Below are 16,837 nucleotides of genomic sequence, written 5' to 3'. Positions count from 1 at the left end.
AGTTTTCAGTAAAACACAAAACTTAAATTTACTCATATGGCTTATATGTTTCAAAAAAAAATTAAACATGTCTTTTTTACCTTAATGATTCTGACAGTCTCTTTTTCATTTTCACAAGACATTACTGTTCATGATCCTGTAATGATCAAACAGAAAGACACTTATTACCTATATTGTACAGGAAAAGGAATCAGTGTTTTCAGTTCCAAAGATTTAAAAAACTGGAAAAATGAACCTCAGATATTTGCTGAAAAACCTGTTTGGGTTGACAAAGTCGTTTCTGGATTTGACAACCACATCTGGGCGCCAGACATTTCTTTTCACAACAATACCTACTATCTGTATTATTCAGTTTCGGCTTTCGCCAAAAATACTTCGGCGATTGGGGTAACCACCAATACTACCTTGGATCCAAAAGATCCTGCTTACAAATGGGTCGATCACGGAATCGTTATTCAATCCGTACCTAATCGCGATCTATGGAATGCCATCGACCCTAATTTGGCTTTTGACGAAAATAATACTCCTTGGCTCGCTTTCGGTTCTTTCTGGGAAGGCTTGAAAATGGTCAAACTAAATCCTGATTTAAAATCAATTGCACAGCCACAGGAATGGCATACTATTGCTAAACGCAAACGAACATTCGAACTGGCTGACAGCGACCCGGGTGACGGCGCACTCGAAGCACCGTTTATCTTCAAGAAGAATGGCTACTATTATCAATTTCTTTCGTGGGATTTATGTTGCCGCGGTGACAAAAGCACCTATAAAGTGGTTGTAGGCAGATCCAAAACTATCACTGGGCCTTATCTTGATAAAGAAGGAAAATCATTAACCGAAGGAGGAGGAACCTTACTGATTCAAGGTGATAATAACTGGTTTGGAGCAGGACACAACAGCACCTACACTTTTGATGGTAAAGATTATATCATTTATCATGCTTATGACGCCAAACAAAACGGAAGACCAATTTTGCAGATCAAACAACTGCAATGGGATAAGGACTTATGGCCAATGCTGTAAAATATAATTTATTTTAAAAATGTAGTTTTTACACTTATTTTATTTATATTGCAGCTCCTAAAGATAAGCAGCATCAAAAAATCTGTAATTAACCATGTATTTAAAAGATAAAAAAAGAACTATGCTACCTTTTAATTTTAAAAAACTGACCTTCTGCCTGATCGTTTTATTTTCATTTTTAAGCAAAATAAACGCGCAGCAAAACACTGCGTATAAACTAACTCCAGTGAACATTAAAGATGTACATCTAACGGATGCTTTTTGGCTGCCTATCATCAAAAGGGTTCAGGAAAAAACAATTGAATATGCCATCCATAAATGTGAGGAAGAAGGCCGTTTGGACAACTTCTTGATCGCTGGCGGAAAAATGAAAGGTGAAGTAAAAGGCCAGATGCCTTTTGACGATACCGATGTTTATAAAATTATAGAAGGAGCTTCAAACACCCTGATAAGCGAACCTAATCCGAAACTGGAAAAACTATTGGATTCCCTTATCAGCATTATCAAAGTGGGACAGGAAAAAGATGGTTACTTAACCACATGGAGAACTATAAACCCTGCAAAACCGCCATGCACATGGGTTCCTGTAATCGAAGGAAAACGCTGGGAGTCATTGCAGATTAGTCATGAATTATATAATTCGGGACACTTGTTCGAAGCGGCAGTAGTGCATTTTCAGGCAACTGGAAAGAAAAATTTCCTTGACATTGCTATCAAAAATGCTAATTTACTGGTATTAACTTTTGGACACAAACCCAATCAGGTACATGGAGTTCCAGGACACCAGATTGTAGAAACCGGACTGGTAAAACTATATCAGATTACTGGTGACAAGCAATATTTAAATCTTGCCAAATACTTTTTGGACAACCGTGGAAATTCGAAAGACTATAAATTGTATGGAGAATATGCTCAGGATCACCTTCCCGTTACTCAGCAAAAAGAAGTTGTAGGACACGCTGTAAGAGCTGTTTATATGTATGCGGGAATGACCGATATTGCATCACTATATAATGATCAGGCTTACCTGAATGCAGTGAATGCTTTGTGGACCAATATGGTCAATAAAAAAATGTACATCACGGGCGGCATCGGAGCCGTACACGACGGTGAAGCATTTGGTGCCAACTATGAATTGCCAAATCTAACAGCTTACAACGAAACCTGCGCAGCTATTGGCGATGTATATTGGAATCACAGACTGCACAACATGACAGGAAACTCCGATTATTTTAATGTAATTGAACGCTCTTTATACAACGGATTAATCTCTGGAATTTCATTGGATGGAAAACAGTTTTTTTATCCAAATGCATTGGAATCAGATGGGGTTCACAAAAACAACAGAGGCTCATGCACACGTCAGGCCTGGTTTGACTGTTCCTGCTGTCCAACAAACCTGATCCGTTTTATCCCTTCAATTCCCGGACTGATTTATTCTACCGATAAAAATATTCTATATGTGAATTTATATGCCTCAAATACTTCAAAAGTAACATTAGGCAAATCCGAACTCGAAATCACGCAGCAAACCAATTATCCTTGGGACGGAAAAGTAGCGGTAACTGTTTCTCCTAAAAAAGAAAGCGAGTTCACTATAAAATTAAGAATTCCAGGCTGGGCAAGAAATCAGGTTTTGCCAGGTGATTTATACAGCTACAAAACAGTTTCTGCAACTAAAACGGCCGTAACTATTGATGGAAAACCTTTTGAATACAAAGAAGACAATGGCTATATAACCATTACAAGAAAATGGAAAAAAGGAGAAACCATCTCAATTGATTTTCCTATGGAAGTCAAAGAAGTAGTGACGAATTCTAAAGTTGAAGGAAACATTGGAAAAACTGCCCTGGAATATGGCCCGATTGTATATGCTATCGAAGAAATGGACAATGCTAATAATTTTGATAAAATCACCATCAACGCCAATGACACTTTTAAAGTCATCAAAGAAGACAATCTCCTGGAAGGCGTAAATACCATTCAGACTGATAAATTAAAAGCGATTCCATACTATTCATGGTCCAACAGAGGTGTTGGCAAGATGAAGGTCTGGATAGATCTTAAATAATCACTAAGCAACGCAAAATAAACATTTCAAAATATAAACAGCATTACAATTCGGCATGATGAATTATTTTAAACTTTGGCTGCTATTCGCAATTTTCACTCCTACGTGTATGAGCCTCTATGCGCAAAATACAACTGCCAGCAACAAAGAACTCTTCGATTATGACTGGAAGTTTTATCTAGGCGACAATACTACAGCCAGTACAGTCAATTTTGACGACACTGATTGGAGATCTTTGGATTTGCCGCATGATTGGAGTATAGAAGGCGATTTTTCGCAAAAGAATCCCGCAGGAAATGATGGAGCGTATTTGCCAACAGGCATCGGATGGTATAGAAAAACATTCAAAATGCCAAAAGAAAGCAAAAACAAAATAACCACCATCCATTTTGATGGAGTATATATGAACTCCGAAGTTTTTATTAATGGAAAATCTCTGGGCATTTATCCGTATGGCTATACCTCATTTAGTTATGAGCTTACACCCTATTTAAATTACGGCTCAGAGAATGTAATTGCAGTTCGGGTAGACAATTCCAAACAAAAAAACTGCCGATGGTACAGCGGTTCAGGAATTTATCGACACGTATGGCTGGAGTCAAAAGGAAAAGTGCATTTTGCAACTGATGGCATAGCCATTACTACTCCTGTTATTAATAGCACTTCGGCAACTGTCGAGGTCAGTGCAACGATCAAAAATGATAGTGATCAGCCAAAAAATGTACTTGTTAAGACAATAATTTTTGATTCAAAAAATAATAAAGAAGTAAAACAGGCTTCTGCAACTGTACAGATTGATCCAAAAAGCGAAAAAACATTCAAGCAGAATCTGCCTGTTTCAAGCCCAAAATTATGGTCGCCGGAAGTTCCCAATCTTTATAAGGCGAAAGTCAGCATAAGTGACAAGCAGGAAATTGAAGATCAATCCATACAAAGTTTTGGAATTCGTTCCATTAGTTTTTCTGCCACAGAAGGGTTTAAACTAAATGGAAAAGCTATCCTTTTAAATGGAGGATGCGTTCATCATGATAATGGCGCTTTGGGTGCTGCATCTTATGACCGAGCCGAAGAGAGAAAAGTTGAGATATTAAAAAAAGCCGGTTTTAATGCACTGCGAACCTCTCACAATCCGCCTTCCAGAGCTTTTCTGGACGCCTGCGACCGCATTGGAATGTTAGTTATAGATGAGGCATTTGATGGCTGGCGTACCAAGAAAACTGATTATGATTATGCTTTGCTTTTTGATAACTGGTATGAGCGCGATGTTCAGGCAATGGTGAAACGTGACCGCAATCATCCTTCGATAATTATGTGGAGTATTGGAAATGAAATTATCGAACGAAAAGAACCTGAAGCAGTTGTAACAGCTCGAAATCTTGCCAAAGCAGTAAAAGCAATCGATACAACAAGACCAGTTACCTCAGCAATGACAACCTGGGACAAAGACTGGGAAATATTTGACCCATTGATGGCAGAACATGATGTTGCCGGATACAATTATGAACTGAAACGTGCTCCCGATGATCATAAGCGCGTACCTGCGAGAGTGATAGTACAAACAGAATCTTATCCGAGAGATGCATTTCAGAACTGGAAATTAGTAACCGAAAACAAGTATATCATTGGCGATTTTGTCTGGACTGCAATGGATTATTTAGGAGAGTCTGGTATTGGGAGATGGCACTACTCTGGCGAAGTTCCGGGTGAGCATTGGGAAAGAGATCTTTTTCCCTGGCATGGTGCTTATTGCGGAGACATTGATATGATGGGATGGAGAAAACCCATATCACATTATCGCAGCATGTTATACAACGATAATGAAAAATTGTATTTGGCGGTTAAAGAGCCTAATCCTGCCAATTTACAAATCATTGAAACAAGATGGTCCGTATGGCCAACATGGGAAAGCTGGACATGGCCCGAATTTGCAGGCAGGGAAATTCAGGTTGAAGTATATTCAAAATATCCAAAAGTGAGATTGTATCTAAATGATAAAGTGATTGGAGAAAGCGAAACAAATGTCAATACTCAATTTAAAGCCACTTTTTCTGTACCCTACAATCCAGGTCAATTAAAAGCCGTTGGCTTAGAAAATGAAAAAGAAGCAGAATCTAAAATTTTAAAAACAGCTGGAAAACCTGCAAAAATTGTCTTAAAAGCAGACCGGAACAATATCAAAGCTGATGGACAGGATTTATCCTATGTGAGTGTAGAAATTACTGATGAATTTGGAACTATGGTCCCCAACGCAGATGTAAAAGTTCAGTTTAGTATCAGCGGATCCGGTTCTATTATCGGCACTGATAATGCTAACATCAAAGATATAAATTCGCATGCGTCTCCGAACAGGATGACTTGGAAAGGAAAAGCATTAGCCATCATAAAAAGCAAGCGCAACAAAGGAGAAATTACAATATCAGCCAGTGCAGATGGCTTGGCAGCAGAAAGCTTAAAAATTAAAGCCGAATAAAAATACAATTAATCTAAAAGTCATAATTCAAACCACTGTATACTTTAGTCTAATTAGATCTTATAAAACGGTATTATAAATAAAAAATTAAAATATGTATAATTTAATTAAAAACACCTTATTTTTTCTTTTGCTGCCAATCTTTGCGATAGGACAGATAAAAACGGTTACATCTCAGGATGGTAAATTACTATTGAATTTCTTTATAGATCAGGGTATTCCCTCTTATTCTGTAGAATACAATAAAAAAGTACTGGTCGAAAAATCTCCTTTAGGACTTATAACCAACCATGGCGATTTTTCAAAAGGGATAACATTTGCTGTCGCCAAAGAAAACACTATTGATGAAAAATATGAACTGGACAAAATAAAAGTTTCTTCAGTTCATTATCAGGCAAAAGAAATTGTTTTCACTTTGAGCAATGAAAAAAAACAGCATATTGATTTTATTTTCAGAGTAGCAAATAATGATGTTGCTTTTAAATATTCGCTGCCTCAGGAAGGCGAAACCGCCTGCTGCGTTGTTGAGAAAGAGATTACAGCATTTAACTTCGCTCAGAACACCACCACTTTTTTAACACCGCAAGCCACACCAATGATTGGCTGGATGCGCACAAAACCGAGTTATGAAGAAGAATATATTGCTGATGAACCAATAGGAACACCATCAAAATACGGAGAAGGATATACTTTCCCTGCGCTTTTTCATGTTGCTAATAACGGCTGGGCTTTAGTTTCAGAAACGGGAGTTAACAGTTCATACTGCGGATCCCATCTGAGTGACGGGACCAAAGATGGCGTTTATTCGATAGCATTTCCTAACGCACAGGAAAACAATGGCAATGGTACTCCAAAACCAGCAATGACTCTTCCTGGAGAAACCCCTTGGCGCACGATTACAGTTGGAGACAATCTCAAGCCAATTGTAGAAACAACAGTGCCTTTTGATGTTGTAAAACCACTTTACGAGCCTTCTCAAAAATATAAATTTGGCCGAAGCACCTGGAGCTGGATTATGTGGCAGGACAACAGTGTCAATTACGAAGATCAGGTTAAATACATTGATTTGGCAGCAGCTATGGGCTATGAGTATGTGCTGATAGACGGGCTTTGGGATAAGCAGATTGGTCAGGACCGTTTGCCTGCTTTATTTAAATATGCACAATCCAAAGGAGTAGATATTTTTCTATGGTATAATTCAAACGGGGCATCGAATGACGCTCCGCAAGGTGCAAAATACCGCATGAACAATTCGATTGCCAGAAAGAAAGAAATGAAATGGTTAAAAGAGAATGGTGTAAAAGGCTTAAAAGTAGATTTCTTTGGCGGTGATAAGCAGGAAACAATTAAACTTTACGAAGACATTTTATCTGATGCTAATGAATATGGGCTAATGATAATATTCCATGGCTGTACCCTTCCTAGAGGCTGGGAAAAAATGTATCCAAACTATGTAAGCAGTGAAGCAGTTTTAGCTTCCGAAAATTTAATTTTCACACAGCGTTCAAACGACCTTGAGGCATTCAGCGCTTCATTGCATCCTTTTATTAGAAACGCGGTTGGCTCTATGGAGTTTGGTCCTGTTTTATTGAACAAAAGACACAATAAAACAAATGACGGAGGCACTACACGAATAACCGGCGATGTTTTCCAGTTAGCCACAGCGGTATTGTTTCAAAGTTCGGTACAAATGTTTGCCATTGCTCCAAACAATTTGACAGATGCACCTTCATTTGCAATTGACTTTATGAAAAAAGTACCTACCACTTGGGATGAAACCCGTTATATAGACGGCTATCCTGGAAAATACTGCATATTGGCCAGAAGACATAATGACAAATGGTATGTTGTGGGGATAAACGCCACCAAAGAAACCTTAAAAGTAAAAGTAAAACTGCCAATGCTCGCAGATAAAGAAATTAGCTATTACTCTGATGAAAAAGGAAACAGACCAGAAATGAAAAAAACAAAAATTAATAAAAACGGCGAAACGTCATTAACAATTGAACCAGATGGCGGTGTGATTTTGACAAATTAATTCAGATTGAAAAAATGTCAAACTTCTAGAATCTAACAAGAATATATTAGTCTAAAGTTTTTCAAAGCTTTAAGTATTAAACCCTAAAAGAATAAAAAAATGAAAACAAATTTAATCACCAAAATAACCCTTTGCGGTCTTCTGTTAAATGGATTGTATTCGCAGGCACAGACAACTCTCGAAGTAAATACCAGCAAAACTATTACCAAGATCCAGCCCACAATGTATGGAATCTTTTTTGAAGACATCAACTTTGCTGCCGATGGAGGTTTGTATGCCGAAATGGTAAAAAACCGTTCTTTTGAGTTTGATGATCCTTTGATGGGGTGGAAACAGCCAAAAAGTGACAGACATAATTTCAATACCGAATCCGGGATTGCTGTTCCTGTTCAATTTTCAAAAAAAGGAACCAATCATAATTATTGCCGTATAACGGTAAAAGATGCCAAAGGCTATGAAATCATCAATGAAGGTTTCAGAGGAATGGGAATTAAAAGCGGAGCAAAATACAATCTGACTCTAAAAGCATCCAAAGAAGCAGGAAACATTTCGAAGATAATTATTCAATTCATCGGAAAAGATAATAAAATTTTAGGCGAAACGAGCATAATCCCTACAGCTTCAGACTGGAAAGAATACACTGCGCAGCTTATCCCAACTGCTACAGAAGCAAAAGCCAAACTGCGTTTTACATTTGAAGGAACTGGAACTATTGATCTGGACATGATTTCATTATTCCCAGAAGAAACTTGGAATAACCGTAAAAATGGTCTTCGTAAAGATCTAGTTCAGCTGTTATATGACATGAAACCTGGTTTCCTGCGTTTCCCAGGCGGCTGTATTGTTGAGGGAAGAACTTTGGTAGAGCGTTATCAATGGAAAAAAACGGTTGGTCAGGTTGATGATAGAGAAATCTTGGTTAACCGCTGGAATATGGAATTTGGACACAAACCAACACCTGATTATTTTCAGTCATTTGGATTGGGATTTTATGAATATTTTCAATTATCCGAAGATATTGGAGCTTCTCCCCTGCCAATCTTAAGCTGTGGAATGGCCTGCCAGTTCAATACTGGAGAATTAGTACCAATGGATCAATTGGATCCATATGTGCAGGACGCAATTGACCTAATTGAATTTGCCAACGGAAGTGTAGATACTCCTTGGGGAAAAGTACGTGCCAATATGGGACACCCAAAACCGTTTAACCTGAAATTTATTGGAGTAGGAAACGAACAGTGGGGTACAGATTATATCGAGCGTTACAAAGTATTTGAAAAAGCAATCAAAGCAAAACACCCGGAAATCACAATTGTTTCAGGAAGCGGACCATTCCCGGAAGGAGATTACTTTGAATATGCGCATTCAGAACTTAAAAAACTGAACGCCGAAATCGTAGATGAGCATTATTATAAAGATCCAAAATGGTTTAGAGAAAACGCAACACGTTATGATAATTATGACCGTAAAGGACCAAAAATTTTCGCAGGAGAATATGCTGCACAGACGGTAGCCATTGCAAGTCCTGACAACAAAAACAGCTGGGAATGTGCTTTCTCTGAAGCCGCTTTTATGACTGGAATGGAACGCAACGCCGAAGTAGTTCACCTTACCTCCTATGCTCCATTATTTGCTCACGAAGAAGGCTGGCAATGGACACCGGATATGATCTGGTTTAATAATCTGGAGTCTTTTGGTACGCCAAATTACTATGTACAAAAGCTGTTCGCTAACAATAAAGGAACCGATTTATTAGCTATCACCAAAGATGGAAAAGCAGTAACTGGTCAAAACGATTTATTTGCATCGGCAGTAAAAGATGCAAATACCAAAGAAGTTATTGTAAAAATAGTAAACACTGCTGCAAAAGCGCAAGACTTAAATATTGATCTGAAAGGCAGTAAATTACAATCTAAAGGAACTGTTATTACACTTACAAGCCCGAATACAACTGACGAAAACTCATTTGTTTCGCCTAAAAATATCAGCCCGAAAGAATCTGCATATACACTGAAAGGCGAAAAAGCGCCGTTAAGCGTACCCGCTTATTCGGTAACTGTTCTGAAGTTAAAATTAAAATAAATTTATCTTAAAATAAATTAAGTGTTTTTTATACACTTATTAAATAATTATATATATTTGTACATATAAAAAGAATTGTGATGAAAAATTATGTAATAGGATTAGACTATGGCTCAGATTCAGTTCGCGCTGTATTGATTGATACTGAAAACGGGCAGGAATTAGCATCCAGCGTTTGTGACTACAAGCGATGGAAAAACAAAGAATATTGTAATGCCTCTATAAATCAGTTTCGCCAGCATCCTTTGGATCATATCGAAGGGTTAGAAACTACCATAAAATATGTAGTCGAAAACAGTAAAGTAGATCCTTCTCTTATTAGAAGCATTTGTATAGATACTACAGGATCTTCACCAGTACCAGTTGCCGAAGATGGAACACCACTAGCTTTGACAAAAGGTTTTGAACATAATCCAAATGCCATGATGGTTTTATGGAAAGACCATACTGCTATCAATGAAGCGAATGAAATTAATGAGTTAGCAGCCAGCTGGGGCGGAGAAGATTTTACTAAATATGAAGGAGGAATTTATTCATCAGAATGGTTTTGGGCCAAAATTTTACATGTTGCCAGAGAAGACGAAGCTGTAAAAAAAGCCGCTTACACTTGGATGGAACATTGCGATTTAATGACTTATTTATTGATTGACGATAAAGATTTAAAAACTTTCAAAAGAAGCCGCTGTGCTGCAGGTCACAAAGCAATGTGGCATGAAGACTGGAATGGTTTGCCACCAGTTGAGTTTTTGGAAAAACTAGACCCATATTTGGCAACTCTACGCGGAAAATTATATGAGGAAACATATACATCCGATTTAGTTGCTGGAAATTTAAACAAAGAGTGGGCTGACCGATTAGGTCTTTCTACTGATACTGTTATCGCAGTTGGAACTTTTGATGCACATTCAGGAGCTGTGGGAGCAAAAATAGACGAACACACTTTGGTTCGTGTAATGGGAACCTCAACTTGTGATATTATTGTTGATACTAAAGAATCTATCGGAACAAAAACTGTTCGCGGAATCTGCGGACAAGTTGACGGGTCAGTAATTCCAGGTTATATAGGACTGGAAGCGGGACAATCAGCTTTTGGAGATGTATTGGCATGGTATAAAGAACTTTTGTTATGGCCAACTGAAAATCTGCTTTCCTCTTCTACTCTATTGAACGAAGAGCAAAAAGCACAATTGAAAGCTGAAATCAGCGATAAATTAATCGTTCAGTTAACTGCCGAAGCAGAAAAAATTCCGTTATCAGAAAGCATACCAGTTGCATTAGACTGGATCAACGGACGACGAACTCCAGACGCTAATCAGGAAGTTAAAAGCGCGATATCAAACTTATCCTTAGGGACAAAAGCACCGCATGTATTCAAATCATTAGTAAATGCGATTTGTTTTGGTTCTAAAAAAATCGTGGATCGTTTTGAAGAAGAAGGCGTTCGTATTGATACCGTAATCGGTATTGGCGGTGTTGCCCGTAAATCGCCATTTATCATGCAGACTTTGGCAAATGTATTGAACAAACCAATCAAAGTAGCTTTATCTGATCAGGCACCTGCATTGGGAGCTGCTATTTATGCTGCCGTTGCTGCCGGAATTTATCCAAACGTAATCGAAGCTGCTCAAAAAATGGGAAGCCCTTTTGAAAGCGAGTATACACCGCAGCTTGACAAAGTGGCCGCTTATAACAAACTGCTTTTAGCTTATGACCAATTAAGTGCATATGCTGATCCATCTATTAAAAAAAGAAAAAATGAGTTCACAGTATAAAGATTTAAAACAAGAGTGTTACGAAGCCAACATGCAGCTGAATGCATTGAATCTGGTAGTTTATACTTTTGGTAACGTAAGTGCGGTTGACCGCGAAAAAGGTGTTTTTGCCATCAAGCCAAGCGGTGTTTCTTACGAAGACTTAAAACCAGAAGATATCGTTATTGTCGATTTTGACAATAATATTATCGAAGGAAGCCTTCGCCCTTCTTCGGATACTAAAACGCATGCTTATTTATACAAAAACTGGCCAAACATTGGCGGTGTTGCACATACTCATGCTACCTATTCTGTAGCGTGGGCACAATCCCAAAGAGACATTCCGATTTTTGGAACCACCCATGCCGACCACCTAACCTCCGATATCCCCTGTGCTGCCCCAATGAATGACAGCTTAATCGAAGGAAACTACGAGCATAATACGGGTATCCAAATTTTGGATTGTTTCAAAGAAAAAAATCTTTCATACGAAGAAACTGAAATGGTTCTGATTGGAAATCACGGTCCTTTTTCCTGGGGAAAAAATGCCGCCAAAGCTGTTTACAACTCTAAGGTACTTGAAGTGGTTGCCGAAATGGCTTACCTGACGCTGCAGATTAATCCTAATGCACCGCGATTAAAAGATTCTTTGATCAAGAAACATTACGAACGCAAACACGGTAAGGATTCGTATTACGGACAGTAACGACTGTTTATTCGGTGAATCGTTTTACTGTTGAATCGATTCCCCGATTAAACGATTTACCGATTAAACAAATTTTACAGTTCAACAATTAAACAAATAAACGATTAAACAAAAAATATAATGATAGACATATCTCAAAAAGAAGTATGGTTTGTAGTAGGAAGCCAGGAATTATACGGACCAGAAACGTTATTAAAAGTTGCAGAACACGCTGCAATTATGGCAAAAGGATTTGATGAAGCTTCTCAGATTCCAGTAAAAGTGGTTTGTAAAGACACTTTGAAATCACCAAAACAGGTATTGGATTTGTGCTTAGAAGCTAATTCAAACAAAAACTGTATTGGGATCATCACTTGGATGCATACTTTTTCGCCTGCAAAAATGTGGATTGGCGGTTTGAGTATTTTAAACAAACCATTGTGCCACTTACACACACAATACAATGCCGAAATTCCATGGGCAAGTATTGATATGGATTTCATGAACTTGAACCAATCAGCTCACGGAGACAGAGAATTTGGTTTTATGATGTCAAGAATGCGTAAAAAACGCAAAGTAATAGTAGGACACTGGCAGGAAGAGCGCGTTTTGACAAAATTAGGAAACTGGACAAGAGTTGCTTTGGGCTGGAACGAATTACAAAACTTAAAAGTAGCCCGTATTGGTGACAATATGCGTGAAGTTGCGGTTACAGAAGGAGATAAAGTAGAAGCGCAATTGCGTTTTGGAGTATCTGTAAACGGATATGATTCATCAGATGTGACAAAACATATTGAGAAAGTAACAGATGCACAATTAGCTGATTTATTAGCAGTTTATGAGGCTTCTTACAACCTGACTCCATCTCTTTTAGAAGGCGGAGCACAAAGACAGTCTTTGGTCGATGCAGCAAAAATTGAATTAGGCCTAAGAGCTTTCCTTGAAGAAGGAGGTTTTGGAGCATTTACAGATACATTTGAAAACTTAGGAGTATGGAAACAGCTTCCTGGAATTGCAACACAGCGTTTGATGGCTGATGGTTACGGTTTTGGTGGTGAAGGAGACTGGAAAACGGCTGCAATGGTAAGAGCTTTGAAAGTTATGAATGTTGGCCTTGAAGGAGGAACTTCATTCATGGAAGATTATACATACCACTTCACTCCACAAAAATCATACGTTTTAGGATCACACATGTTGGAAATCTGTCCTTCTATTGCTGATGGAAAACCATCTTGTGAAGTACATCCATTAGGAATTGGCGGTAAAGAAGATCCAGCTCGTTTGGTATTTAATTCTCCTGCTGGTGATGCAATTAACGTATCATTGGTAGATATGGGAACACGTTTCAGATTAATTGTAAATGAAGTAACTGCTGTGAAACCGATGGCTGAATTGCCAAAACTTCCAGTAGCACGCGTATTATGGGACTGCAAGCCAAACTTGGATATAGCAGCTACAGCCTGGATTCTTGCCGGAGGTGCGCACCATACTGTTTACAGCCAAGCGGTGACTACTGAATTTATGGAAGATTTCGCTGATATTGCTGGTATCGAATTATTAGTAATCGATGCTAATACAACTATCCGCAATTTCAAAGATACTATTAATGCTAATGAAGCTTATTTCCATTTGTTTCAGCATAAGCTTTAAATAATTGTAAATGGCAATGGTTAATTGTGAATGATAGCAATATCTGATCACACTTTTCCTTTGAAATATGTTGGTTTAAGTTAACCTCCTGCAGGATCCCCAAAATCCTGCAGGAGTAATTTCGTTAGAATATAGAGATTATTTTACCGAAAATTACCTAGCTAAGTGTTTTCCTGATTTTAAATTAAGGATTATGCCCATAACAATATAATTAAAAATATAAAAATAGTTTTGGTGTACTTGGTAAATTAAAATCGGAAATCATTAATTATTGTTAAAATTTTCCAGACTAAGTATTCTTTTATTATGAAGTTTCTTATTTTTATGATATGGCAATAGCTTTATCAAACTGAGAAGCAAAAATTGAATGTTTTTGTATAAAGTATTAAACCAAAAAAAATAAAATTATATGAATCTAGTAAAACGTTGTGTTTATGGAATTTCCATTTTAAGTTTAGTAAGTATGAATGTACAATGCAAAGGAGAGAAAAAAGAGGAAGCAGCTGGAACTGCTCAAGAGGTTAAGGCTGCAGATTCTGTATCTATAGCAAAGACGGTATATGGTGAAACCGAAAAAGGAGAACAGATAGACCGTTACACCCTGAAAAACCAAAAAGGAATGGAAGTAAACATCATCACCTATGGTGGTATTATCACTTCCTTGAAAGTACCAAATAAAGCAGGTAAATCGGAAGAAGTGGTAATTGGTTTTAATTCATTGGAACAATACCAGAAAGCCAATCCATACTTTGGAGCATTAATCGGAAGATTTGGTAACCGTATTGCTAAAGGTAAATTCACTTTGGACGGAAAACAATACTCGTTAGCCATCAATAATGACCCAAATGCGCTGCACGGAGGGCCAGAAGGTTTCCACAGAGTGGTTTGGACTGCTGAAGAGGCAAAAGGAGGCGATACTGCTTCTTTAAAATTAAAATACGTAGCCAAAGACATGGAAGAAGGTTATCCTGGTAACCTGACTGTTTTTGTTACTTATACATTGAACAAAGACAATGCACTGGACGTGCTTTATGAAGCGACTACCGACAAGAAAACGGTTGTTAATCTAACACAGCATTCGTATTTCAACTTATCCTCTGATTTTACAAAACCGATTCTGGATCATGAAATCACTATTGATGCTGATAAATTAGTTCCTGTAGATGCTACTCTTATTCCAACAGGCAAATTGACAGATGTAACCAATACTCCATTTGATTTTAGAAAACCAAAATTGGTTGGCAAAGAAATCAATGCAAGTGATGACCAATTGAAAAAAGGATTGGGTTATGACCACTGTTGGGTTTTAAATAACCAAGGAAAAGGAGAGCGTTTAGTAGCTTCAGCTTACTATCCTGCAAACGGAAGGCTGTTGGAAGTGTATACAGATCAGCCTGGAATTCAATTCTACTCTGGTAACTTCCTTGACGGAACTTTACCAATGAGAAATGGCGGAACGTATGCGCACAGAACTGGTTTTTGTCTTGAAACACAGCATTACCCAGATTCTCCAAACCAAAAAGATTTCCCTACTACTGTATTAGATCCAGGAGAAAATTATAAAACGAAAACTACTTTTAAGTTTTCAGTCAAGTAATTGATAAAATACTAGCTATACATAAAAAATTTGGTTATTTAATTAGATATCTAGTTTACAGGCTGGCGAAAGTCAGTCTTAAATACCTCAGCCGCTAATGCTTCTGAGGTTTTTTTATGCATATAAACAAAAAAACCGCTTCTTTCGAAGCGGTTTTTGTACCCGGAGCCGGAGTCGAACCGGCACGGTTTCCCACAGGTGTTTGAGACCAGCGCGTCTACCAATTCCGCCATCCGGGCTTAGCTAGACATGAAATAATAAACAATTATTTCAACGCAATAAAGAGATAAAGTGCATTAACAATTATCTTTTTCTTTAACACGGTGCAAATGTAGAAAAAAAAATTAAACATTCTAATAAAAATACTTAAATTTTTCCTTTCAGAGTTGAATTAATTTTATAAATTTGCACCTCGCTAAAAACGATACACACAACTAACTACACCCGAGGCAAATACACACTTTTATGCTGTTGATAAACACAATAGCCAAACTGTATGGGAGTGCAGCGGAATAAAAAACAAATTAAATGTCACACCTAGAACCAGAAGCTAAAATTTTTGCTTGTTCAAAAAGTGAATATCTTGCAGAGAAAATTGCAAAAGAATACGGAATCCCATTGGGCAAAATGACTATGTCAACATACAGCGATGGGGAATTTCAGCCATCCTATGAAGAATCAATTCGAGGATTGCGTGTATTTATAGTTTGCTCAACGTTTCCAACTGCAGATAATTTAATGGAACTGTTATTAATGATTGATGCAGCAAAGCGTGCATCAGCAAGACATATTACTGCTGTAATTCCTTATTTTGGCTGGGCAAGACAAGACAGAAAAGACAAACCAAGAGTACCGATTGGAGCAAAACTGGTAGCCAATTTACTGGATGCCGCTGGAGCAACACGAATAATGACAATGGATCTGCATGCAGATCAGATACAAGGTTTCTTCGAGAAACCAGTAGACCATCTATTTGCATCCACTATCTTTTTGCCATACGTAGAAAGTTTAGGCCTTGACAATTTAACAATTGCTTCTCCAGACATGGGAGGATCAAAAAGAGCTTATGCTTATTCTAAATTCCTGAATTCCGAAGTAGTTATCTGCTACAAGCAAAGAAAAGCAGCCAACGTAATCGAAACGATGGAACTTATCGGAACTGTTGAAGGCAAACATGTAATCTTAGTAGATGACATGATTGACACAGGAGGAACATTAGCAAAAGCTGCCGATTTAATGATCGAAAAAGGAGCATTAAGCGTTAGAGCAATCTGTACGCATGCTATTTTATCCGGAGGTGCTTACGAAAAAATAGAAAATTCAAAATTACTGGAACTAATCGTAACTGATTCTATTCCATTAAAAAAACATTCTGATAAAATTAGAGTAGTAAGCTGTGCACCTCTTTTTGCCGAAGTAATGTACATGGTACACCACAACAATTCGATCAGCGGGAAGTTTTTAATGTAA

The 16,837-nt window shown here is 37.8% G+C and carries 10 protein-coding genes and 1 tRNA gene; 10 read left to right on the top strand and 1 reads right to left on the bottom strand.

The features are described from left to right. Positions 1 to 45 precede the first annotated feature (45 nt). The 9 genes from ABEG11_RS08265 (at position 46) to ABEG11_RS08225 (ending at position 15,367) form a co-directional block, all read left to right on the top strand. Positions 46 to 1,023, top strand: a complete 978-nt coding sequence (locus tag ABEG11_RS08265) for an arabinan endo-1,5-alpha-L-arabinosidase (protein ID WP_348823697.1) — start codon at positions 46 to 48, stop codon at positions 1,021 to 1,023. Positions 1,024 to 1,249: 226 nt separating this feature from the next. Further along, complete coding sequence (locus tag ABEG11_RS08260; RefSeq protein WP_348823696.1) at positions 1,250 to 3,094, top strand: glycoside hydrolase family 127 protein; 1,845 nt, start codon at positions 1,250 to 1,252, stop codon at positions 3,092 to 3,094. A 109-nt stretch (positions 3,095 to 3,203) separates the two neighbouring features. Then, positions 3,204 to 5,564, top strand: a complete 2,361-nt coding sequence (locus tag ABEG11_RS08255) for a glycoside hydrolase family 2 TIM barrel-domain containing protein (protein ID WP_348823695.1) — start codon at positions 3,204 to 3,206, stop codon at positions 5,562 to 5,564. Positions 5,565 to 5,658: 94 nt separating this feature from the next. Next, positions 5,659 to 7,602 carry a glycoside hydrolase family 97 protein gene (locus tag ABEG11_RS08250; RefSeq protein ID WP_348823694.1) on the top strand — a complete coding sequence of 648 codons (1,944 nt, stop codon included), beginning with the start codon at positions 5,659 to 5,661 and terminating at the stop codon, positions 7,600 to 7,602. 99 nt (positions 7,603 to 7,701) lie between these two features. Continuing rightward, a complete protein-coding gene (locus ABEG11_RS08245; protein WP_348823693.1) occupies positions 7,702 to 9,684 on the top strand; it encodes an alpha-L-arabinofuranosidase family protein in 1,983 nt (660 codons plus the stop codon). 80 nt (positions 9,685 to 9,764) lie between these two features. After that, positions 9,765 to 11,456 (top strand): ribulokinase, encoded by a 1,692-nt coding sequence (locus tag ABEG11_RS08240; protein ID WP_348823692.1) that lies wholly within the window; start codon positions 9,765 to 9,767, stop codon positions 11,454 to 11,456. After that, entirely contained in the window at positions 11,440 to 12,141 is a 702-nt protein-coding gene (locus ABEG11_RS08235) for an L-ribulose-5-phosphate 4-epimerase (RefSeq protein WP_348823691.1), read from the top strand. Before ABEG11_RS08240 ends, ABEG11_RS08235 begins: the two co-directional genes overlap by 17 nt. 120 nt (positions 12,142 to 12,261) lie before the next feature. Next, complete coding sequence (gene araA, locus ABEG11_RS08230; protein WP_348823690.1) at positions 12,262 to 13,770, top strand: L-arabinose isomerase; 1,509 nt, start codon at positions 12,262 to 12,264, stop codon at positions 13,768 to 13,770. 409 nt (positions 13,771 to 14,179) lie between these two features. Further along, positions 14,180 to 15,367: an aldose epimerase family protein gene (locus ABEG11_RS08225; RefSeq protein WP_348823689.1), complete on the top strand. Its 1,188-nt coding sequence runs from the start codon at positions 14,180 to 14,182 to the stop codon at positions 15,365 to 15,367. A gap of 159 nt (positions 15,368 to 15,526) precedes the next feature. Here ABEG11_RS08225 and ABEG11_RS08220 read toward each other — a convergent pair. Then, positions 15,527 to 15,606, bottom strand: a tRNA-Leu gene (locus ABEG11_RS08220). Positions 15,607 to 15,895: 289 nt separating this feature from the next. Here ABEG11_RS08220 and ABEG11_RS08215 point away from each other — a divergent pair. Further along, positions 15,896 to 16,837 (top strand): ribose-phosphate pyrophosphokinase, encoded by a 942-nt coding sequence (locus ABEG11_RS08215; RefSeq protein ID WP_348823688.1) that lies wholly within the window; start codon positions 15,896 to 15,898, stop codon positions 16,835 to 16,837.

It is taken from the genome of Flavobacterium aestuarii (assembly GCF_040049115.1).
Lineage (GTDB): Bacteria > Bacteroidota > Bacteroidia > Flavobacteriales > Flavobacteriaceae > Flavobacterium > Flavobacterium aestuarii.
The sequence above is the reverse complement of the archived record's forward strand: the minus strand, read 5'-3'. Positions and strand labels throughout refer to the sequence as shown.